The 21,640-nt window shown below is 65.0% G+C and carries 20 protein-coding genes and 2 tRNA genes; 15 read left to right on the plus strand and 7 right to left on the minus strand.

From position 1 onward, the window contains the following. Position 1 precedes the first annotated feature (1 nt). The 7 genes from VDP74_RS06765 (at position 2) to VDP74_RS06795 (ending at position 8,945) form a co-directional block, all read left to right on the plus strand. Complete coding sequence (locus VDP74_RS06765) at positions 2-124, plus strand: MFS transporter small subunit (protein ID WP_322998869.1); 123 nt, start codon at positions 2-4, stop codon at positions 122-124. Between the two features lie 141 nt (positions 125-265). After that, positions 266-2,071 carry an assimilatory sulfite reductase (NADPH) flavoprotein subunit gene (locus VDP74_RS06770; protein ID WP_322998870.1) on the plus strand — a complete coding sequence of 602 codons (1,806 nt, stop codon included), beginning with the start codon at positions 266-268 and terminating at the stop codon, positions 2,069-2,071. Between the two features lie 66 nt (positions 2,072-2,137). Next, complete coding sequence (gene cysI, locus VDP74_RS06775; RefSeq protein WP_322998871.1) at positions 2,138-3,799, plus strand: assimilatory sulfite reductase (NADPH) hemoprotein subunit; 1,662 nt, start codon at positions 2,138-2,140, stop codon at positions 3,797-3,799. A gap of 2 nt (positions 3,800-3,801) precedes the next feature. Next, positions 3,802-5,241, plus strand: a complete 1,440-nt coding sequence (cysG, locus tag VDP74_RS06780; protein WP_322998872.1) for a siroheme synthase CysG — start codon at positions 3,802-3,804, stop codon at positions 5,239-5,241. A gap of 232 nt (positions 5,242-5,473) precedes the next feature. Then, on the plus strand, positions 5,474-6,952 hold the full coding sequence (locus VDP74_RS06785; protein ID WP_322998873.1) for a CHASE2 domain-containing protein: 1,479 nt from the start codon (positions 5,474-5,476) through the stop codon (positions 6,950-6,952). Next, on the plus strand, positions 6,949-7,320 hold the full coding sequence (locus tag VDP74_RS06790) for a hypothetical protein (RefSeq protein ID WP_322998874.1): 372 nt from the start codon (positions 6,949-6,951) through the stop codon (positions 7,318-7,320). Before VDP74_RS06785 ends, VDP74_RS06790 begins: the two co-directional genes overlap by 4 nt. Positions 7,321-7,322: 2 nt before the next feature. Then, positions 7,323-8,945: a M48 family metalloprotease gene (locus VDP74_RS06795; RefSeq protein WP_322998875.1), complete on the plus strand. Its 1,623-nt coding sequence runs from the start codon at positions 7,323-7,325 to the stop codon at positions 8,943-8,945. Between the two features lie 94 nt (positions 8,946-9,039). Here VDP74_RS06795 and bamC read toward each other — a convergent pair whose 3' ends face one another. The 4 genes from bamC to VDP74_RS06815 all read right to left on the minus strand — a co-directional run bounded on the left by bamC (position 9,040) and on the right by VDP74_RS06815 (position 12,484). Beyond that, a complete protein-coding gene (bamC, locus tag VDP74_RS06800; protein WP_322998876.1) occupies positions 9,040-10,164 on the minus strand; it encodes an outer membrane protein assembly factor BamC in 1,125 nt (374 codons plus the stop codon). Position 10,165: 1 nt separating this feature from the next. Next, entirely contained in the window at positions 10,166-11,068 is a 903-nt protein-coding gene (dapA, locus tag VDP74_RS06805; protein ID WP_322998877.1) for a 4-hydroxy-tetrahydrodipicolinate synthase, read from the minus strand. Positions 11,069-11,149: 81 nt separating this feature from the next. Then, positions 11,150-11,803, minus strand: a complete 654-nt coding sequence (locus VDP74_RS06810) for a site-2 protease family protein (RefSeq protein ID WP_322998878.1) — start codon at positions 11,801-11,803, stop codon at positions 11,150-11,152. A gap of 54 nt (positions 11,804-11,857) precedes the next feature. After that, complete coding sequence (locus VDP74_RS06815) at positions 11,858-12,484, minus strand: L-threonylcarbamoyladenylate synthase (protein WP_322998879.1); 627 nt, start codon at positions 12,482-12,484, stop codon at positions 11,858-11,860. Between the two features lie 157 nt (positions 12,485-12,641). Here VDP74_RS06815 and VDP74_RS06820 point away from each other — a divergent pair. The 5 genes from VDP74_RS06820 to VDP74_RS06840 all read left to right on the plus strand — a co-directional run bounded on the left by VDP74_RS06820 (position 12,642) and on the right by VDP74_RS06840 (position 15,615). Next, a tRNA-His gene (locus tag VDP74_RS06820) sits at positions 12,642-12,717 on the plus strand. Between the two features lie 91 nt (positions 12,718-12,808). Next, entirely contained in the window at positions 12,809-13,237 is a 429-nt protein-coding gene (locus tag VDP74_RS06825) for a multidrug/biocide efflux PACE transporter (protein ID WP_322998880.1), read from the plus strand. A 74-nt stretch (positions 13,238-13,311) separates the two neighbouring features. Then, a complete protein-coding gene (locus VDP74_RS06830; RefSeq protein WP_322998881.1) occupies positions 13,312-13,560 on the plus strand; it encodes a hypothetical protein in 249 nt (82 codons plus the stop codon). Positions 13,561-13,563: 3 nt separating this feature from the next. Further along, positions 13,564-15,018: a phospholipase D-like domain-containing protein gene (locus VDP74_RS06835; protein WP_322998882.1), complete on the plus strand. Its 1,455-nt coding sequence runs from the start codon at positions 13,564-13,566 to the stop codon at positions 15,016-15,018. A gap of 117 nt (positions 15,019-15,135) precedes the next feature. Beyond that, positions 15,136-15,615, plus strand: coding sequence for a carboxymuconolactone decarboxylase family protein (locus VDP74_RS06840; RefSeq protein ID WP_322998883.1), 480 nt, complete (start codon positions 15,136-15,138; stop codon positions 15,613-15,615). A gap of 84 nt (positions 15,616-15,699) precedes the next feature. Here VDP74_RS06840 and VDP74_RS06845 read toward each other — a convergent pair whose 3' ends face one another. From VDP74_RS06845 to VDP74_RS06855, 3 genes are all read right to left on the minus strand, one after another. Continuing rightward, positions 15,700-16,911, minus strand: a complete 1,212-nt coding sequence (locus VDP74_RS06845; RefSeq protein ID WP_322998884.1) for an aminotransferase class I/II-fold pyridoxal phosphate-dependent enzyme — start codon at positions 16,909-16,911, stop codon at positions 15,700-15,702. A gap of 102 nt (positions 16,912-17,013) precedes the next feature. Beyond that, on the minus strand, positions 17,014-18,732 hold the full coding sequence (locus VDP74_RS06850; RefSeq protein ID WP_322998885.1) for a cation acetate symporter: 1,719 nt from the start codon (positions 18,730-18,732) through the stop codon (positions 17,014-17,016). A gap of 1 nt (position 18,733) precedes the next feature. Further along, the gene (locus VDP74_RS06855) at positions 18,734-19,036 is read right to left on the minus strand and encodes a DUF485 domain-containing protein (protein ID WP_322998886.1); all 303 of its coding nucleotides are present in this window, start codon (positions 19,034-19,036) and stop codon (positions 18,734-18,736) included. Positions 19,037-19,251: 215 nt separating this feature from the next. On the opposite strand from VDP74_RS06855, the gene VDP74_RS06860 reads away from it, so the two are divergent. From VDP74_RS06860 to VDP74_RS06870, 3 genes are all read left to right on the plus strand, one after another. Then, positions 19,252-19,328 (plus strand) — tRNA-Arg (locus tag VDP74_RS06860). A 234-nt stretch (positions 19,329-19,562) separates the two neighbouring features. Continuing rightward, positions 19,563-20,333 carry a trans-aconitate 2-methyltransferase gene (gene tam / locus VDP74_RS06865; RefSeq protein ID WP_322998887.1) on the plus strand — a complete coding sequence of 257 codons (771 nt, stop codon included), beginning with the start codon at positions 19,563-19,565 and terminating at the stop codon, positions 20,331-20,333. A gap of 55 nt (positions 20,334-20,388) precedes the next feature. Then, positions 20,389-21,630 carry a phospholipase A gene (locus VDP74_RS06870; protein ID WP_322998888.1) on the plus strand — a complete coding sequence of 414 codons (1,242 nt, stop codon included), beginning with the start codon at positions 20,389-20,391 and terminating at the stop codon, positions 21,628-21,630. Positions 21,631-21,640 lie beyond the last annotated feature (10 nt).

Consider the following 21,640-nt stretch of genomic DNA (forward strand, 5'->3'; position numbering starts at 1 on the left):
CATGTCCACCACGACACACACCCCATCGCGCGCGCTGATCGTCCTGTTCTGGCTGTACGTCGGCGTTCCCCTGGTCCTGGGCATCTGGGAAACCCTGCTGAAAGCCAGCGCCCTGTTCCACTGAACGGCTTCCGGCGCCCGGCGGCACCCGGGCGCGGCTTCGGCATTTGCTTATATCCGCATAAAAACATAAGCATCCGTTCGTTCACGGCCTGAAGGAAGCGTCCCAGAATGGACGCTTCTTTCGTTTCGCCAAGGCCATGCCATGCTCGCGCCGAACTATCTGCCCGAAGCCCATCATTCCCTGATCGCCGAACTGGCGGACACGCTCGAATCCACCAGCCTGCATTGGCTGTCCGGCTATTTCGCCGGAGTCGCCCAGGCCCGCCAGCCAGCACGCGAGTCCGCCCCACCGTTGACGGTCGCCGCAGCACCCGCAACCGACGCGGCCCAACGCCTGACCATCCTGTACGGCAGCCAGACCGGCAACGCCAAGCGCCTGGCCACCCAGCTGCACGAGCAGGTCCAGGCGCAGGGGCTGACTGCGCGCCTGGTGCGCGCCGACCAATACAAGACCAAGGAACTGAAGGACGAGCAACTGCTCTACGTCGTGATGAGCACGCAGGGCGACGGAGACCCGCCGGACGATTCCATCGCCTGGGTCGAGTTCCTGCTGGGCAAGCGCGCGCCCAAGCTGCCTAAACTGAAGTACGCCGTCCTGGGACTGGGCGATTCCAGCTATCCGTCTTTTTGCGGCATCTCGCAAAAGATCGATGCCCGGCTGACGGAACTGGGCGCCCAGCGCCTGCAGGACGCCGGCACGGCCGACCTGGACATCGAGACGGTTGCCGGCCCCTGGCAGGCCCGTGCCCTGGAACAGGCGGGACAGGCGTTGAAAGCCGCCGCGCCGGCCACCGCCCAGGCCACGGTGACGCCGCTGCGCCCGCAAACCGAAAGATTCACGCGCGACCACCCGTTCCAGGCCGAAGTGCTGCTGAACCAGCCCATCACCGGACGCGACAGCGACAAGGACATCCGCCACCTGGAACTGTCCCTGGAGGGCAGCAGGTTGAACTACGAGCCAGGCGACGCCCTGGGCGTATGGCCGGTGCAGGACGACACCCTGGTCGCCCGGGTGCTGGAGGCCACGGGGCTGAACGCCGCCGACTCCGTCGAACACCAGGGCGCCGCGCGGCCGCTGGGCGAATGGCTGGGCCGCTACCGCGAGCTGACCGTGCTGACCCGCCCCTTCCTGACGGCGCTGGCGGAGCGCGCCGGCCAGGCGGACCTGAGCACCCTGCTGCAACCCGAATCCCGCGAAGCGCTGTCGACCTACATGGCGCGGCACCAGCTGATCGATGCCGTGCGGACCTGGCCGGTGCGCTGGAGCGCGCAAGACCTGGTAGCGGCCCTGCGTCCCCTGACTCCACGCCTGTATTCCATCGCATCCTGCGCCACGGCTGCCGAAGACGAAGTCCACCTGACGCTGGCGCACGTCGCCTTCGAGCACGAGTCCGAATCCCGCTGGGGCGTGGCCTCGCACTTCCTGGCCGAACGCGCCGAGGGCGACACGGTGCCGATCTTCATCGAGGAAAACACGCGCTTTCGCCTGCCCGAAGACCCGGCCCGCGACATCATCATGATCGGTGCCGGCACCGGCGTGGCGCCCTTCCGCGCCTTCGTCCAGGCCCGCTCGGACGCGGACGCCGCCGGCCGCAACTGGCTGTTCTTCGGCAACCCGCATTTCACCAGCGACTTCCTGTACCAGACCGAATGGCAGCAGGCCCTGAAGGACGGCCAGCTGGACCGCATCGACCTGGCCTTTTCCCGCGATCAGGCCGACAAGATCTACGTGCAGCACCGGCTGCTGGAACGCGGCGCCGACGTCTACGACTGGATCCAGGCAGGCGCCCACGTCTACGTCTGCGGCGACGCGGACCACATGGCCCGAGACGTGCATGCCACCTTGCAGGAGATCGCCCGCGACCAGGGCGGTCTGAGCGAAGACGGCGCACGGCAATGGCTGGACGACCTGGCCGCCCAGGGCCGCTACGCCCGGGATGTGTACTGAACCCCGCCCCTACCGCCTGCGGACCGAACGGCCCGCAGCCCCTCTTTTCGACATGAAGCCCCCCCGATGAGCGTTTCCCCCCTATCCCCCCTGGAAGACATCAAGATCGCCAGTCGGTTCCTGCGCGGCACGATCGCCCAGGAACTGGAAAACCCGATTACCGGCGCGATCCCCGAATCCGACACCAAGCTGCTGAAATTCCACGGCAGCTACATGCAGGACGACCGCGACATCCGCGACGAGCGGCGCAAGCAGAAACTGGAACCCGCCTACGCGTTCATGGTGCGGGCGCGCCTGCCAGGCGGTGTCATCGCGCCGGACCAATGGCTGGCGCTGGACGAACTGGCACAGCGCTATGCCACCCGGGGCCTGCGCATCACCACGCGCCAGACCTTCCAGTGGCACGGCATCCTGAAACGCGATCTGCGGGCCTTCATGCAGGGCATCCGCGATGCCCGGGCGACAACGATCGCCGCTTGCGGCGACGTCAACCGCCAGGTGATCAGCTCGGTCAACCCGCACCTGTCCAGCCAGCACGCCCAGGTCCAGGAATGGGTGCTGCGCCTGTCCAACCACTTCCTGCCCCGCACCTCGGCCTACGCGGAAATCTGGCTGGGCGGCGAGCAGGTGGGCGAAGCGGCGGACGAGGAGCCCATCTACGGCAATAATTCCGCCTATCTGCCGCGTAAATTCAAGATCGGCATCGCCATCCCGCCAACCAATGACTGCGACGTGTTCGCCAACGATCTGGGCCTGGTCGCCATCATCGAAAACGGCGAATTGCTGGGCTTCAACGTGGCAGTGGGCGGCGGCATGGGCGCCACGGCGGGCGACCCCACGACCTATCCCCGCCTGGGCTCTCTGATGGGCTTCGTCACGCCGGACGACCTGATCGCCGTGGCCGAGGCCGTAGTCACCCTGCAACGCGATCATGGCGACCGCAAGGAACGCCAGCACGCGCGGCTGAAATACACGGTGGACCGCCTGGGCGTGGACTGGTTTCGCGAACAGATCCAGGCCCGCAGCGGGCGCACCCTGCAAGACGCCCGCCCCTACCGATTCGAGCGCAACGGCGACCGCTACGGTTGGTCGCGCGGCGAGGACGGCCGCTGGCACCTGGGCCTGTACATTGCTTCCGGACGCCTGTGGGATCGCGACGGCCTGCGGCTGCAGACCGGCATGCGTGAAATCGCCAAAGTCCTGAAAGGCGAATTCCGCCTGACCTGCAATCAGAATCTGGTGATCGCCAACGTGGACGAGGCCGACCGCGCCACCATCGACACCCTGGTGCAGGAATACGGACTGGACGGCTACCAGGAACAAAGCGGCATCCGCCGCCACCACATCGCCTGTGTGGCGCTGCCCACCTGCGGCCTGGCCATGGCCGAGAGCGAACGCTACGCTCCGGTGCTGCTGCCCAAGCTGGAGGCCCTGCTGGACAAGCACGGTCTGCGGGATGAGCCCATCCTGCTGCGCCTGTCGGGTTGCCCCAACGGCTGCTCACGCCCCTACCTGGGCGAAATCGCCCTGGTGGGACGGGCGCTGGGCCGCTATGACCTGCGCCTGGGGGCGGACTTCGTCGGTGAACGGATGAACCGCCTGTACCGGGAAAACATCGATGAAACCGAGATCCTGGGCAGCCTGGATACCCTGTTCGCCGACTATGCCGGCCAGCGCCAGCCGCAGGAAGCCTTCGGCGATTTCCTGATGCGCACCGGAGTGGTCTGATCATGCAGCTGTTTCCCCTGTTCACGGATCTGCGGGGCCGCACGGCGCTGGTGATCGGCGCCGGACTGGTTGCCGACCGCAAGATCCATCTGCTGTTGTCGGCCGGCGCCCGCGTGGTTGTCGGCGCCCACGCGGCCCACCCCCAGGTCCAGGCCCGCGCCCAGGCGGGAGAAGTGGAACTGTGCCTGGCCCCCTTTGACCCGGCCTGGCTGGACGAGGCCTGGCTGGTCATCGCCGCCACCAACGACCGCGCGCTGAACCGCCGGATCGCGGACGCCGCCGCCGCCCGGCGGCTGTTCTGCAACGTGGTCGATGACGCGGAGCTGTCCAGCGCCCAGGTGCCGGCCATCGTGGACCGGGCCCCCATCACCATCGCCATTTCCTCGAGCGGCAGCGCGCCGGTCATCGCGCGGCGCCTGCGAGAACGCATCGAATCCCTGTTCGACCCCGCGCTGGGGGCGCTGGCATCCCTGGCGCAGCGCAAACGCGCGGCGATCCGGCAGGCCCGGCCGGATCTGCGCACTCGCCGGGATTTCTACGACTGGCTGCTGGACGGCCCCGTGCTGAGCGCCTTGCGGCGCAGTCGGGCGGACGAGGCCGAAGCCGCCTTGGACCAGGCCCTGAGCCAGAACACCCAGGCGCCGGCCGGCAAGGTCCTGCTCGTGGGCGCGGGCCCGGGCGATCCGGGGCTGCTGACCCTGCGTGGCCTGCGCGCCCTGAACGAGGCCGACGTGATCCTGGCCGATCGCCTGGTCAGCCCTGAAGTGCTGGCCCTGGCACGGCGCGATGCGCAGGTGATCGACGTGGGCAAGACCCTGGGCGGCCCGCACGAAACCACCCAGGCCCGCATCCACGCCCTGATGGTGTCGCACGCGCGGCAGGGCCGCTGCGTGGTGCGCCTGAAAGGCGGCGACCCCATGGTGTTCGGCCGGGGGGGCGAGGAGCTGCAGCACCTGAAGCGCCACGGCATCGCCTACGAAGTCGTGCCCGGCATCACCGCCGCACTGGCCTGCGGCGCCTACGCCGGCATCCCGCTGACCCACCGCGACCACGCGCAATCGCTGACGCTGGCGACTGCGCACCGCCGCGCAGGAGCCGGCGGCGGCACGGTGGACGACCGACCCGGCAACGGCCAGACCCGGGTCTATTACATGGGGGTGAATCGCCTGCCGACCCTGCGCGAACAACTGCTGGCGGACGGGCTGACGCCGACCACCCCCTGCGCCATCGTGGAAAACGGGTCGCGAGTGAATCAGCGCGTACTGCACGGCACGCTGGCCAGCATGGAAGCGCTGGCACATGCACACGCCATCCAGTCTCCTGCGCTTGTCCTCGTGGGCGCAGTCACCGCCCTGGGGATGGAACTGGGCTGGTTCGGCCAGAGCCTCCATGCCCAGAAGACCTGCCGCCCCCGAGAAAACATGCAGCAGGCTATTGCCTGAAAATGCTTATATACGTATCAAAATATCTATTTTTTGTATATTGAGTTACAGGATATAATCCAGGAGGCATTGACAGACTGATACTTCACACTTGGCTCCAGGCAGCTACAGCAGCACGATGGTCGGACCCGGCACCCTCCTCCACAGGCTTTTCCGCTCCCCACTGCACAGCCTGGGCCGTTTGTTTCGCCACTGGATCCACGAAAACGACGCACAGTCTGCTGGATCATGGGTGCTGTCGCTGCTGACGCTCTGTCTGATTTCCCTGCTCATGCTGTGGCTGGGCGACAAGCTCAACGGCCAGGGCATGGCCGTCACGCGCTATCTGGCGCGCATGCAAGCGCCCCTGGCCGCTCAGGCCTACCCGGATGATTGGGGAAAGCAGATCAGCGTCATCACCTATGACAACGAATTCCTGCGGCATAACGATTACGCCTGGCCGATCCCCTACCAGGATCACGCCGACTGGCTCGACCGCCTGACTGCCGATCCCACAGGCCGCCCCAAGGCGCTCTTCCTGGATATCACCTTCGGCCAGGCCAGGGATGACGATGGCATCCAGGACCTGGCGCAGGTCCTGTGCGACATCCAGAATACACGCGGCATCCCGGTATTTCTGGCAGCGCTTGCCGACCCCGCCACAGGCTGGCTATCCACCCATCCCGCCTTGATGCAGGCGCAGCAAGCAGCACAACCTTGTCTGACCCTGGTGGGCGTGACGCACCACCCAGACCCGATCGATGGCGTCACCTGGAGCTACCCTCTGACTGTTCACGCCGAGCAGGGGCAGATCGTGAATGGCCGTCCTGCCTCGCCGGAGACGCCGCATTTCCAGAGCGCCGCGTTGACGCTTGCGGAACAGGTGGGCCGAATCCCGCTGGGCGAAGAAACCCACGCCCTGGCGCTTGTCTGGGGCAAGAGCCACATGCCATCACGGCCATCGGCCTACTGGCAGCACTGCAGTCCGGCGAAACACTGGCCCTGGTTAGCAATCCCAAACTTCATCCGCGACATACTGGGTGACACGCCGGTGCTACTGTCCTGCCCGACGCACGACACACTCTCCATGAAACAGGTTGGCGAGCTGGAAGACGAGGCCTTGCGTACATACACCAAGGACAAATATGTCTTTGTCGGGGCCATGATCGACGGCTACAACGATTTTGCCCAATCGCCCGTCCAAGGACGAATTCCGGGGGTCTTCGTCCACGCCATGGCACTGGACAATCTGCTGACCTACGGCAAGCGATACAAACAGGATGCAGGCTGGGCCTTCCCACCCTCCTGGGGCCTGGCCCTGATCTGCTGCATCACTGTGTTCAGCGTACTGCTGGCGCGGACTTGCCTGCGCTCAGCCGGAAAACGGCTGGCGGAACGCTACCGGACTGCACCCGGTCTGGACAGGCTGGCGGCGCGAGGCACAGCCCATCCCTGGCTGGCAAGTACGCTGAGACTGACAGGCCGCGCGGCAGGGTGGGCGCTGCGTGTCTGGGTTCAGTTGATCATCGCCACAGCGATGATCATCCTGCTACAGCACTATTTTCGTATTGGATCCTTGCCTGTCATCGAACTGATCGGCATGACGCTGCTGGCCGAAGGCTTCAACTACCTGGACAAGCTACGCCGCTACCTGGGCACACGGATCTCGCAGCAACCGGCAGGCGGGCGGAGCACACCCGCAACCTCAACCATCCAGAAGGAGACATCATGAAACAATGCGTCGGCATGTTGATCATGCTCATCGCCCTAACCCAGGCCGCAGCAGCAGCGAGCCCTGCTGAAATCAAGAGCGCCAGCCCGACATCTCGCGACATGATCGATCTCTACGAGCAAGCCAAGGCCGCAGCGCCGGTCGCCCAAGCCAAGACAGCCGCATTGCAGTTTCCCATCCCGGTGCTAGACACGAAATCCGGATACTCGAAGATCATGCTGAACGGCAAGGAATATTGGGTGCGCAACAGCCAGGTACGAATGCAGCGGACATCGAGCGCCAAATGCGGCCCCACCTCCATCATCGCCCTGGGGCCCACCACATCCACACCGGGCGTCAGCGAACACGCCTGCCCCAAAGGCCGCTAGTCATGATGGTGCCTTCGAAACGCACGATCCGCCTGGGGCTGACACTCTCCGGCCTGTTGCTGCTGGGCGCCTGCCAACACCTGCCAGACGGGATCAGCAGCCTGCCCTTCATGCACAGCAGCAAATCCGACGCCACGGACATTGCAGGCCCGCTGCCTCCGCCGGCGGACCGAACCTGGCCATCCGACAGCCACGATGTCATCAACCAGAAGGCGCAAGGATACGGCCTGGTGCACATGCCTGCCATGCAACGCTATCTTGATGGGCTGCTCACCCGCATCAAAGACGCTGCCGGCGTTCCTGAATGGCCCGGCCACGTGTATGTCCTGGCTGCCGCGGGCCTGGAAGCCACGGCCAGCGGCGCAGGCAATGTGTACGTCTCGCAGGCCTGGCTCAGTTCGGCCGAGTCCGAAGACGAAATTGTCGCCCTGCTGAGTCACGAGTTCGCCCACGTCTACCTGCACTACGACAAACTCAACGACGTGCTGCCCGCCAGCGACACCGCAGCCCGCGTACTGGCTGTAGGCGCAGCCCTGGCCATCGGCTCCAGCAATCTGCAGGGTTGGTCTCCGGTCGACACCGGCCTGCTGTCATACACCGCCGCACGCAAGCTCTTGTCCACGGCCTGGAGCCGCTCACAGGAATCCGACGCCGACATCCTGGGCGCCAACTTGGCGCTGAAGCTCGGTTATTCCTATGAAGCCGGCTTCAAGACCCTGCTTGAGCGTCTGGCCACCTGGGAAGAACAACGCGCCAAACAGGAGAAAGTCGCCGCCCGGCAGCTGGCGGAGTCCATCAAAGCGACTGCCATCGAAAACTACAAGCAGCGCCACCAGGCAGACGGCACAGGGATCGCAACTCAGAAAACGAACGAGGCCTTCGCCAATCTGACGGGGTTCCTGCAGGGCGGGTCTCATCAGGTTTCCAAGAACCTCGACGACCTGTGGGGCAGCGTCACGTCTTCCCATCCCGATCTGGTGGGTCGGCTGGACCGCCTCAGCGCGGCAGCCGACGAGTTGCCCAAGCACATGCTGAAGGATGAAGCCACGCAGGCCAGTTGGCTGAAGGCGCTGAAAGACCGGCACACAGCATCGATCCTGAAAAATCACGCGCTGGCATTCCAAGTGCTGGAGCATCCCGACAATCCCGAGGCGCTCGCATGGGCGCGACAATCGGCCCGTGGCGATACGTCCACGGATGCCCTGCCGCTCTTCGCCCTGTACATCGCGCAAAAGGCACACGGACGCATGCCTGCCGACAAGGCCAGCACCGTCCTGACCCGCAACTTCGCCTCAACCAAGGATCGGGCCTGGATCACATACGCCGAACGCAGCAAAGCGCTGGCGGACGCAGGACATCGGCAACAGGCCCAACAGGTGCTGGCCCAAGGGTTCCAGCTGTTCCAGGACGCTGGATCCGTCTGGCCATACTTCATTGGGTCCGTGGGACAGAACGGGGACTGGCCCCAAGCCAAGAACCTGGCCCAGGAATGCAGCACAAGATTTCCGCATGAGAAACCGGCCTGCAGCCAGGCAGCCCTGACGCCATCGGAACGTGCCCAGGCCGATCAGCAAAACGAGGCGAAAGCCAAAAGCCTGGTCGACAAACTGCTCCCATTCCAATAGAGGAAAAGCAGCGAAGGCCCTGTCACACGACAGGGCCTTCGCCAAATTACCAGCGGGAGACGCGGCAAGGCATTGCCGCAACGCATCAACCCCGTTACTGCGTGTCCTTCAGGTTCTTGTCCAGCACCGACAGGATCCGGCGCGCGGTGGCGTCGGTCAGCAGCTTGCCATCGGCGTCCAGCACGGTGACTGCCGTGCTGCCGCCCTGCTGGGCCAGGTGGACCCGCAGTTTTTGCGGCTCGGCGGCGTTCTTGGTGCCGAACATGCGGCCGAAGATGGTCTGCTGCTCGATCTTTTCACCGGTGTCGGTATCCAGATAGCGAATGTAGTAGTCGCCCTGGTCACGGTTGCGGTCTTCGACGGTGAAGCGTGCCGAATCGATGGCCACGCCGACGCGCCGCCAGGCGCGGTCGAAGGATTCATTCACCAGCAAGGAAGCCTGGCCATCGGCCAGCTGGGCCGTGGTGCCGGGGCCGGCATCCGTCGAGGCGTTCTTGATTTCCTGGGCGGCCTGCTTCTGGTCGGTGCCCAGGTAAACCATCAGGCGCGCCAGCATGGCGGCGTTCAGGCCCGGGTCTTCTTTGCCGAAGACCCACTTGAAGGCCGTGCCGTCGCCCGTGGGGGTTTCTTCCATGTGCTGGTGGCTGATGTAGATCTCGGTCTTGCCGTTGGCGCGTTCCAGACGGGTAGAGAAGCGGTCGCGTTCGCCGCTGTCGAACACCTGATCCAGGACGCTGCCCAGGGCGCTGCGCAGCCAGCCTTCGGGGATTTTCGCGCGGTTTTCAGCCCAGTCGGTTTCGATCAGCCCGGCCTTGGGGTTCTGGGACTGGATGGTGAAACCCTGCTGCCCCCAGAATTCGATGATCTTCGGGTACAGGGTCTCGGCGGTTTCGTCGACGACCAGCCAACGCAGCGTGCCGTCTCGCATCACCTGGACGCCAGCGGCCTGCGGCAGGACGCGGTCCGCCGGGTTGGCGCTCTGGTTGCGCTGGCTGGCGGAATAGGCGCTGAGGCTGGCGACGCCTTCGGGGGCCTTGTAGTGGGTGTTGTCGCTGGCCTGGGTCAGATCGGGTGGGATCGACAGCGGATCGCCGGTGACCGTGCTTTTGTATTCGATGGATTCGGATTGCCCGGTCAGCTGCCCGAGCGTGGAGCAACCGGCCAGCGCGCTGAGCAGCAGGATGCTGGCCAGGGAAAACGGCGTACGTTTCATCATCATGTCAGAGGCAACCTGCATCAATCAAGGCTTGGCGCACCACCGTGCGGAAGGAATCGGACAGCGGGGTCAGGGGCAGACGATAGCCCATCTGGATCAGGCCCATCTCGGCCACGGCCCACTTCACGGGAATCGGGTTGGCTTCCAGGAAAAGGACCCGGCCCAGCGCGGCCAAGGCCGTATTCAGACGCCGGGTTTCGGGTACGTCGCCGCGCAGGGCCGCCGCGCACAGTTCGTGCATCAGGCGAGGGGCGACGTTGGCCGTGACGGAGATATTGCCCCGCCCGCCCAGCAGGATCAGGGCCGCCGCAGTGGGGTCATCGCCGCTGATGACGTGAAAGCCCGCCGGAGCGGCGGCGATCAGCTGCGCGCCGCGCGCGATGTTGCCCGTGGCGTCCTTCACCCCGATGATGCCGGGCACCTGCGCCAGGCGCAGGATGGTGTCGTTGGACAGATCGGCCACCGTGCGGCCCGGCACGTTGTACAGGATGCTGGGCAGTTCGACGGATTCGGCGATCGCCCGAAAATGCTGGTACAGGCCTTCCTGGGTGGGTTTGTTGTAGTAGGGCACCACCGTCAGGCCGGCCGCTGCACCCGCCGCATAGGCATGGCGCTGCAGTTCGATGGCCTCGGCCGTGGAATTGCCGCCCGTGCCTGCGATGACGGGGATGCGTCCGTTGGAATGACGTACCGCCAGTTCGATCAATTCGGCCTGTTCCTGCACCGTGACCGTGGGCGATTCGCCCGACGTCCCGACCACTACCAGGGCATCGGTGCCTTGATCAATATGCCAGTCGATCAGTTTTCGAAAGGCATCGAGGTCCAGTTGCCCATCGGGATGCATGGGCGTGACCAGGGCGACCATGCTGCCCTGAAAGACTGGAAGGGATGAATCCGCACCGGCCATGATGAAGAATGTCTCCGAAAAACGCCCGGGCGACATCCCAGGCGGTAAAAGAATCAAGTTTACCGGATTCGCGCGCCTGATTTACAAAAATCCGTTGACGATCCATTCGCCGAATTTCAGCAGCGGCACCATCAGGGGCCAGAGCCATCCCATCATCATCAGCACGATCAGGATGACGAGCCCATACGGTTCGATGCGCCCGTACTGCCAGGCCATGCGCGGGGGCAGCAGGCTGAAGACGATGCGCCCGCCGTCCAGCGGCGGCAAAGGCAGCAGATTCAGCGCCATCAGGATGAGATTGACCTGCACGCCGGCATGGGCCATCTGCGTCCAGAAACTATCGCCGCCCTGCGCCACGCCGGTAGACAGCAGCACACGCCAGAGCAGCACCCAGGCGATGGCCTGCAGCAGGTTGGATGCCGGGCCGGCCAGCGCCACCCAGAGCATGTCCTGTTTGGGACGGCGCAGCCGGCTCCAGTTGACGGGCACGGGCTTGGCCCAGCCAAACAGCAGCCCGCCGCCCATGAATCGCGTGACGAACAGCAGCACCAGGGGCACGATGATGGTGCCCATGAGGTCGATGTGTCGCATCGGATTCAGACTGATGCGGCCCGCCTGCTGCGCCGTGGGATCGCCGAAGAACCGTGCCACATAGCCATGGGCGGCCTCGTGCAAGGTGATCGCAAACAGGACCGGCAAGGCGTAGACCGCGATGGTCTGGATGAGTTGATCCATGAAGAAACTGGCTGGGGAGCCGGCCCGCGCCGGCAATCCCCGCAAGCATAACCGCTATTGCAGCCCCAGCGTGGCCGGATCGCCCCGCCCCACCCGCACCACCTGCGGGATATCCTGGGTCAGGTCGATCACGGTAGTGGGATCGAAGGGGCAGGCGCCGCCGTCGACGATGGCGGCCAGGTCATGCTGATAGCGCGACAGGATGTCCTGCGCGTCGTTCAGCGGCAGGGCCTCGCCCTGCGGGATCAAGGTCGTGGACAGCAGCGGCGAACCGACGGCCTCGATCAGGGCGCGGGCCACGCGGTGGTCCGGCACCCGGATGCCGATGGTCTTGCGCGAGGGGTGCGATACCCGACGGGGGACTTCCTTCGTGGCCTCCAGGATGAACGTCCAAGGGCCGGGGGTGGCCAGTTTCAATAGACGATAGTGGGTGTTCTCGACCTTGGCGAAATGGCTGATTTCAGCCAGATCCCGGCATAGCAGGGTCAGGTGATGGCGGTCATCCAGACCCCGCAGGCGGCGCAGGCTGTCGGCTGCTGCCTTGTCGTCCAGCCGGGCGACGACGGCATAACTGGAATCCGTGGGCACGGCCACCAGTCCGCCCTGGGATAACAGTTCGCCCGCCTGCTGCAGCAGGCGGGACTGCGGGTTTTCGGGATGGACAACGAAAATCTGTGCCATAAGCGTTTCCTTTTTAGAGGAGAGGCCCGGCTGGCATGAGCCCGGCCCAATCGAAACCACAAGCGATAACATGACCGAAAACGCAGCGCGGATCAAGGGGCCGGGAGCATTTCAGCAAAAGCTTTGCGGGCATGTTAGAATCGCTGTTCTTTCAGTGGTGACCGTAGCTCAGTTGGTAGAGTCCCGGATTGTGATTCCGGTTGTCGTGGGTTCGAGCCCCATCGGTCACCCCATCTTTTTCCCGGCTCTCCGGCCAGGCAGGGACGACCCCGCCTGCGATGCTTGAACGCGGTGACGACACCGCCTCCATAGCACCCATTCCCCATGCAGATTCATCATCGATCGCTCTCCGAACGCATCTTTCATGCGCTGGCGTTCGAAATCCTGGCCATCGGCATTTCCGCCCCCCTGGCAGCCTGGATCACCGGCCATTCGGCGCTGGACATGGGCATCATGACCGCCGTCATCGCCACCATCGCCGTCACCTGGAACATGATCTACAACTGGCTGTTCGATCGCCTGCAGGCCCGCCTGGGGTTCGACCGCACCTACTGGGTGCGCGTGGGCCACGCCTTCGGCTTCGAAGGCGGCCTGATCATCATCGCCATCCCCTTCGTGGCCTGGTGGCTGGGCATCTCCATGTGGCAGGCGCTGATCCTGGACATCGGTTTCGTCCTGTTCTACCTGCCCTACGGGTTTCTTTTCAACCTGGGTTATGACAAGATTCGTCAGAATCTGATCGCCACGCACTAGCCAGGCTCGGCCCCGGAAACCCCGGCGGCCCGCAGCGGCGCTGGCGCATCGACCCGCCACCCGCCCGGACGCCCATGACACCGAACACCGCTGCCCCCCATCTCGACACGCCCGACTGGGCGAGCGCGCCGTCCGGCTGGAACTGGGCCGCACAGGATGCCGACGGCCGATGGTTCTGGTACCGGATCGAACCGGTCCCCGGCATTGGCGGCGGGGTCTGGCGATCCAATTCACGCAACCAGCAATACGCTGGCCTGGGTGCCCCCAACCCCGATTGGCTGGATTCGCTGCAGCAGCGTCCGGCCGCCGAAACCAGGGGCTGAGCCATGCTGGTCATCACGCAGTTCCTGTCGGATTACTGGCCGCACCTGGTGGCGGCCATCTCGCTGACGCTCAGCGCATTTGCCGCCGTGCATGCGGCCATGAACAAGAACGACGTGCGCGCGGCCATCGCCTGGGTCGGGGTCGTGCTGATGTCGCCGTTCCTGGGGCCGTTCCTGTATCTGGTGGCCGGCATCAACCGCATCCGCCACGATCAGCTCTCTACCCAGCGCAGCCGGCTGATCAAGGACTACGTCAACCACGCCCGCGAGCCCGTCAAAGACGTCGCGCCCCTGGCCGGCCCGCAGTTCGCGTCCCTGCGCGTGCTGTGCGACCGCATCAGCCGCTTTCCCCTGCACGACGGCAACCACATCACCCTGCTCGACAGCGGCGACCAGGCCTACCCGGCCATGCTGCAGGCCATCGATGCGGCAACCCATTGCATCGCCCTGCAAAGCTACATCTTCGACCACGACCGGATCGGCCTGCAATTTGCCGAGGCGCTGCGCCGCGCCCACGACCGGGGCATCGCCATCCGCGTGCTGATCGACTCGGTGGGCTCGCGTTATTCGCGCCCGCCCATCATCCACCTGCTGCGCCAGCATGGCATCCGCACCGAACTGTTCATGTCGAACATGCTGGGCCTGCGCATGCCCTACGCCAACCTGCGCAGCCACCGCAAGATCCTGTTCGTCGACGGCCACCTGGGATTCATGGGCGGCATGAACATCCGCGAGGGCTTCATGACATCCCTGGTGGGGCGCCATGCCGCCAGGGACACCCACTTTCGCATCGAAGGCCCCGTGGCCACGCAGCTCTTCGCCGTCTTCGCCAACGACTGGGAATTCACCACGCGCGAGCGGCTGCGCATCGAAGACTGGTGCCAGCGCGCCCCGGACGCCACCGCGCAGCAGGTGCCGGCGCGCTGCATCCGATCCAGTCCCGACCGCTTCATCGCCGCCACGCACAACGTGCTGCTGGGTGCCCTGGCCGTCGCCCAGCGGCACGTGCGCATCCAGTCGCCCTATTTCCTGCCCGACCAGACCCTGATGGGCGCGCTGAACACGGCCGCCCGCCGGGGCATCCAGGTCGACATCGTCATCCCGGGGCGCAACAATCTGCGGCTGGTCAACTACGCCATGACGGCACAGCTGGCCCAGGTGATCGCCGGCGGCTGCCGGATCTGGCGCAGCCGAGGCAATTTCGACCATTCCAAGCTGACCACCATCGACGAGGGCTGGTCGTACGTCGGCTCGTCAAACATGGACCCTCGCAGCCTGCGGCTGAACTTCGAACTGGACATGGAAGTCTACGATCCGGCCCTGGCCCGCCAGATCGCCGGGCGCATCGACGGCGAAATCGCCCAGGCCGATCCGGTCACGCTGGAATCCCTGCAGGCCATCCCCTTCCTGAAGCAGCTGCGCAACCGCATCATCTGGCTGGCCAGCCCGTATCTGTAAGAACCCGGCGTCATGTGCTTAGGCACTATGGCCATAAAGCATCCGGGCCGCCTGCATACAGGACCGAAATGGTGCAGAATAAACACGTTCGTTTCATGAACCGTTTTGGATGACACCATGACCCAGCGTCTCAACTACTACAAGGCCTCCCCCGAGGCCGCCCAGAAGTACTCCGAATTCAGCCAGACCCTGCATAAGAACCCCTTTCTGGCAAAGATCGGCTACCTGGTCACGCTGCGCGCCTCGCAGTTGAACGGCTGCGCCTTCTGCGTGGACATGCACGTGAAAGAAGGCAAACTGGCGGGCGAACGCGAACTGCGCCTGCATCACGTCGCCGTCTGGCGCGAATCGCCGCTGTTCGACGCCAAGGAAAAAGCCATCCTGGAATGGACGGAAGCCCTGACCCAGCTGCCGCCCCACGGCATCCCGGACGAGCTGTTCGCCCGGGTGCGCGAACATCTGTCCGAACAGGAACTGGCCGATCTGTCCTTCCTGGTCGTCGGCATCAACGGCTGGAACCGCCTGGGGGTGGCCTTTCGTGCCGTGCCAGGTTCGGCCGACAAGCAATTCGGCCTGGACAAGGCCGGGCTGAACTGACGCCCAGGGTCGCCATGATCGCAGGGCGCCGGCGCCCAGCCGGCCACCCCGCGATCGTCAGGCGCAGACGGCCAGACCCGATGATCAGGCCGACCCGATCCTGCCCAGCGCCTGGGCCAGATCAGCCTTCAGATCGTCGATGTGTTCCACACCGACCGACATACGCACGAAATTGGGCTCGATGCCGGCCGCCTGCATCTCGGCCTCGCTCATCGAACTGGCCCACATCGATGCCGTATGCACGGCCAGGGTTTCCACCCCGCCCAGGCTGACCGCCTGGGTTGCCAGTTTCAGCGCCGACACAAACCGCTGCGTGGCGGCGTAGCCGCCCCGGATCGAGTACGCCACGATGGCGCCAAAGCCCTTCATCTGGCGTGCCGCCAGTTCATGCTGGGCATGGCTGCGCAGCCCTGGATACAGGACCTGCTCGACTTCGGGACGCGATTCCAGCCATTGCGCCACGGCCAGGGCATTGGCGTTGATGCGTTCCATGCGCAAGGATAAGGTGCGCAGGCCGCGCAGCAGCAGCCAGGCATCCATGGGCGAGAGCACCGCTCCCAGGGTGACGTGCATCTTCCAGATCTGTTCGGCCAGGACCTGGCTGCAGCAGATGGCGCCCGCCATGATGTCGCTGTGTCCGCCCAGGTATTTGGTGGCGCTGTGGACCACGATATCGATGCCCAGGTCGTGCGGACGCTGATTCAGGGGCGAGGCAAACGTGTTGTCCGCCACCGTCAGGATGCCCCGGGGCCGCGCAATTGCCGCCACTGCGGCCAGATCCGTGATCGACAGGCTGGGATTGACCGGGGTTTCGACCATGATCAGCTTCGTGTCGGGCCGCAAGGCGGCCTTCAGGCTGTCCAGGTCCGTCTGGTCGAACACGCTGACCTGCACGCCGTAGCGGGTCAGGACTTCGGAAAAGAGCTTGGACGTGCTCATGTAGTGGCGCTGCTGCACGACGACGTGGTCGCCCGCCTTCAGCAGCGCCAGGATCGTGGTGCAGATGGCACCCATGCCCGATCCGGTCAGCAGCGCCGTTTCCGTGCCCTCCAGCCCTGCCAGGATGGCCTCTACGTGCTTGTTGACCGGATTGCCGTGGCGCGTATAGAAATTGGCCGGGCGCACCGTGGTCGCCATGGCCGAGAATTCTTCCGCCGATTCCGCCCGGAACGTCGCGCTGTAATGGATGGGCGGCACTACCGCAGCATCATGATGGCAGGCGGCATCGCCATGCAGGACCACGGTCTGTTCGTGCCAGGAGGCGATGTCGGGGATATCGGGCGAATGCGGATTCATGGGTGGGATTCCAGGGTGCGAATAGGGATTCATGATACTGCGGGGCGGCGAACGCATCGGGCCGCCCGAAGGCGGCCCGATGCCTGTCCGGACGCGATCCGATCAGTGGGCGCTGGCGGCCGCAGCACCGATGCCGGTTTCGCTGCGCACGGTCTGCGCCTCAAAGCCGGCGCGGTCGATGCGGGCACGTTCGCTGTGGTCCGTGACCGAGAACAGCCAGATCGACACGAAGCCGATCGTCATGGAAAACAGCGCCGGCGACGCATACGGGAACCAGGCGGAACCCGCCGGGTTGCCCAGCGTGGCTTCCCACACGGACGGCGACACGACCGTCAGGCCCACGGCGCTGATCAGGCCGGCAAAGCCGCCGATCATGGCGCCGCGCGTCGTGCAGCCTTTCCAGAGCACGGACATGAACAGCACCGGGAAGTTGGCCGAAGCGGCGACCGCGAAGGCCAGGGACACCATGAAGGCGATGTTCTGCTTTTCAAAGGCGATACCCAGCACCACCGCGACGATGCCCAGGATGATCGTGGTGATCTTCGCCACTTTCATTTCCTGTTCGCGCGAGGCGTTGCCGTTCTTGACCAGGGTGGCATAGATGTCATGCGACACGGCCGAAGTCCCCGACAAGGTCAGTCCGGCGACCACCGCCAGAATCGTGGCAAAGGCCACCGCCGACATGAAGCCCAGGAAGACGTTGCCGCCCACGGCATCGGCCAGATGCACCGCCGCCATGTTGCCGCCGCCGATCAGGGCGCCGGCCGCGTCCAGGAACTGCGGATTGGTGGACACCAGCACGATGGCGCCAAAGCCGATGATGAAGGTCAGGATGTAGAAATAGCCGATCCAGGACGTGGCCCAGAACACCGATTTGCGGGCTTCGCGGGCATCGGGCACCGTGAAGAAACGCATCAGGATGTGCGGCAGGCCTGCCGTGCCGAACATCAGCGCCATGCCAAAGGAAATCGCGCTGATCGGGTCCTTGATGAAGTTGCCCGGCCCCATGATGGACTGGCCCAGGGAACCGGCCTGCGCCGCGTCCTTGCCGGCGTTCATGGCGGCCAGGGTCTTGACCTCGACTGCAGCGGCGAACAGGCGTTCCGGCGAAAAACCATAATGCGCCAGCACCATCAGCGCCATGAAGGTCGCGCCGGCCAGCAGCATGGCGGCCTTGATGATCTGCACCCAGGTGGTGGCCGTCATGCCGCCAAACAGCACGTAGACCATCATCAGCACGCCCACCACGACCACGGCGATCCAGTATTCCAGGCCGAACAGCAGCTTGATCAGCTGGCCGGCGCCGACCATCTGCGCGATCAGGTAGAAGGCCACGACCACCAGGGTGCCCGACGCCGCAAAGGCACGGATCGGACCCTGCTTGAAACGATAGGCCGCCACGTCGGCGAAGGTGAATTTACCCAGGTTGCGCAGGCGTTCGGCCATCAGGAACGTCAGGATCGGCCAGCCGACCAGAAAGCCGATGGAATAGATCAGGCCGTCATAGCCGTTGATCATCACGGCCGCCGAAATCCCCAGGAACGACGCCGCCGACATGTAGTCGCCGGCAATCGCCAGGCCGTTCTGAAAGCCGGTGATGCCGCCGCCCGCCGTATAGAAATCCGCAGCGGAACGGGTACGCTTGGCCGCCCATTTGGTGATCCACAGGGTCAGCAGCACGAACACGGCGAACATGAGGATGGCCGTCCAGTTGGTCGGCTGCTGCTGCAGCTCGCCCAGGTCGCCGCCAGCCGCCAGGGCCGTCCCCGCCGCGCCCGTCAGGGCCAGCGCGCTCAAGGCGCGCGCAATCATGCGGTTCATCTCAGGCCTCCTGCACGATTTCGCGCGTCAGGCGATCGAATTCGCTGTTGGCGCGGCGCACGTACAGGCCCGTGATCAGCACGCTGAACACGATGACGCCGAAGCCGACCGGGATGCCCCAGGTCATGACGCCTTCGCCCAGCTTCAGGGCGAACAGTTCCTTGTCGAAGGCAATCACGCCGATGAAGGCGTAGTACACGAGCAGCATGACCACGGTCAGCGTCCAGCCGTAGCGCATGCGGGTGCGGCGCAGATGCTGGTATTTTGGATTGGACACGATGCTCCGTGTCAGTTTGTCTCCCATGTCGGTCTCCTACTTGTTATGGGGGATGAATCCTGATTTGCCGGCAAGTTAGAGGGCAGGTCTTACGGAAACCTTACATTCCCGTTAAAGCTGCCCCCGATCAGGGAAAACACCGATCCCGGGATTGCACGTTAGAATTCAGGGTTCACAGGCATGCAGCCACCACCGCAAGGCAGGCGTCCAGCGCTCGGCAACCCCGCCGATACTGTGCCCAGCCGCCCTTAGCTCAGTTGGATAGAGCAACGGCCTTCTAAGCCGTAGGTCACTGGTTCGAATCCAGTAGGGCGGGCCACCCGCCTGTCCGTTTCGGCTCTCTCCTTGACCTTCCCCCGTGGGAAGGATCGCACTTCCAGGCAGCTCGACCGACACCGGGCGGCATGGGCATGATGAACATGAGCAACATGATGTCCAACGGACGGCCCACGATGATGCAATGCTGAACCGCCGCCCTCCCGGAATGGGCGGGCGGATCGAAGCTGACGCAAAGTGTATCGTTCCGCAATCGACGACCCAGGGGGACTCCGTCATGGCTTGGTCCGCACAGCAATACACCTTGTTCGAATCCGAACGCACCCGCCCCGTGCGGGATCTGCTGTCGGCCGTGCCGCCGCGCGAGGTCGCCTGGGCGGCGGACCTGGGTTGCGGGCCGGGAAATTCCACGGAAATCCTGCTGCACCACTACCCCGACGCCGCCATCACGGGCATCGATACCTCTACGGGCATGTTGGCGGCCGCCCGCGAACGGCTGCCGGGACTGCGATTCCAGCAGGCGGACATCGCCCGCTGGCAGCCGGACGAACCCTACGACCTGATCCTGGCCAATGCCTCGCTGCAATGGATTCCCGACCACGCGGCGCTTTTCCCGGAACTGATCCGCCACCTGACGCCGGGGGGCAGCCTGGCCGTGCAGATGCCCGACAATCAGGACGAGCCGGTCAAGACTGTGATGCGCGAGGTGGCCTCCGACCCGCGCTGGGCCGGGCGCATCGGCGACGAACGCAGCACCCGTTTCCCCCGCCATCCGGTCCCCTGGTATTACGACCTGCTGAAACCGCACTGCAGCCGCGTGGACATCTGGCGCACCGTCTACTGGCACGTGCTGCCCGGCGGGGTGGATGCCATCGTCGAATGGTTCAAGGGCAGCGCCCTGCGACCTTTTCTAGCCCTGCTGGAAGCCGATGACCAGGCCGCGTTCCTGCACGCATACCGGCAGGCGCTGGTCCCGGCGTACCCAGTCCAGGCCGACGGATCGGTTCTGTTACCGATTCCCCGGCTATTTCTAGTCGCGACGCGCTAGACCGCGCGGCGCAGATGCTACAGTTCCGGGCATAGTTCCCCATCCTGTCCTCCCCATGCACGTCCCGCGTTTTCTTCGCCTGTGTTCCCTGTCCATCCTGTGCCTGCTGATTGCAGCCCCCGCTGCCCGGGCCGAACTGGTGCTGCGGCTGGGCAGCCCCCAGGCTGCGCCCGGCGCTACCGTCGAACTGGAAGGGCTGCTGGTCAACGACACCGGCAACCCGCTGTCCAGCACCATGCCCCGCGAATTGAACGGGCAATGGACGGATGCCCAAGGCCGTGTCACCCCGGCGCATTTCGAGCTGCGGACATCGTCCGATGCGACCAACCTGCCCACCAACACATTCACCCGCACGGCCTGGACCGGCACCGTCCCAGCCACGGCCCAGGGGCTGCTGACCCTGACTGTCCAGGGCGCGGACGACACCCTGCTGGCGCTGCAAGTGGGCGACGCGCCCCTGCTGGCACACGCTGCCGGTGCCCAGCCCGCACCCCCACAGCAAGTCGTCCTGAACGACAGCGCAACGCCCATCCCGGCGACCGGCGCCCAGACCGGCGCGGCCCCGGCCGCTCTATCCCCATTTGAAACCTTCCGCAACGCGCTATCCCCGTACGACCCCATCTACTTCGCGCTGGGCCGCACGGGCGGGACAAACGCCCGCTTCCAGCTCAGCTTCAAATACCGGCCCTTCAGCCCCGCCGACCCTGCCCATCCCGGCTTCATGGACAACTGGTACCTGGGCTATACCCAGACGTCCCTGTGGGACCTGCATTCGGACTCTATTCCCTTCATCGACACCACCTATAACCCCAGCCTGTTCTGGGCGCAGGAATCGCTGGTGGAAAGCGCGGACAAGCGCTGGGCATTCGGACTGAACGCGGGCGTCGAGCACAAATCCAACGGCAAGGACAGCGATGATTCGCGATCCCTGAACGACGCGTACCTGCAGCCGGAATTCAGTTACCGCTTCGATGGCGGCAGCCGGCTCAGTTTCCAGCCGCGCATCAAAGCCTACTTCGCGACCGACCGCGACATGGGCTACCAGGACTACCTGGGCCACGTCGACTGGAAACTGCGCTGGGCGCAGGACAACGGCCTCGCGCTGTCGGGCCTGTACCGCCAAGGCAGCCGCGGGCACGCCACGCAACTCGAAGCCGCCTGGCCGCTGCAGCGGACCTTCCTGCACATGAACGGCTACCTGTATGTCCAGTATTTCCGGGGATATGGCGAGACCCTGCTGGGCTATAACCAGAAAAGCGATCCGCAAGCGCGCATCGGCATCGCCCTGGTCCCCTGACCGGGCAAGA

This window comes from Castellaniella sp. (genome assembly GCF_034674885.1).
In the GTDB taxonomy this organism is placed as follows: Bacteria; Pseudomonadota; Gammaproteobacteria; order Burkholderiales; family Burkholderiaceae_B; genus Castellaniella.